We start from the raw sequence: 291 nt of genomic DNA, 5'->3' as shown, positions 1-291 counted from the left end.
GCGCTTCGGGCGGTCAGCGTCAGCAGCTGGCCGGTGGAGGGCTGACGTGCTTCCCTGTCCCATTCCAGCGAGGGTTCCGCTTTGTCGGCCTGGTTAATAACGAAGACAATGCTGCCTGGTGAGACACCGCATTTGAGCAGGAACCGGTGGAAGGTTTCATCTGTCGCACAGGCCCGGTCATCCGCTTTCATCACCCAGAGGATAAGATCCAGCGTCGGTAACTGATCTTTATACAGCTGCCGGTATTCACGGTCATAGTCCAGAGATTCACCGGCACCGGGCAGATCGACC

1 pseudogene is annotated in these 291 nt (G+C 58.1%); it reads right to left on the bottom strand.

The features are described from left to right. A pseudogene (locus ACNQ0T_RS23955) lies at nt 1-291 on the bottom strand (GTP-binding protein); the annotation flags it as partial.

This window comes from Enterobacter cloacae complex sp.6700776, from assembly GCF_048284255.1.
Taxonomy (GTDB): Bacteria; Pseudomonadota; Gammaproteobacteria; order Enterobacterales; family Enterobacteriaceae; genus Enterobacter; species Enterobacter intestinihominis.
The sequence above is the reverse complement of the archived record's forward strand: the minus strand, read 5'-3'. Positions and strand labels throughout refer to the sequence as shown.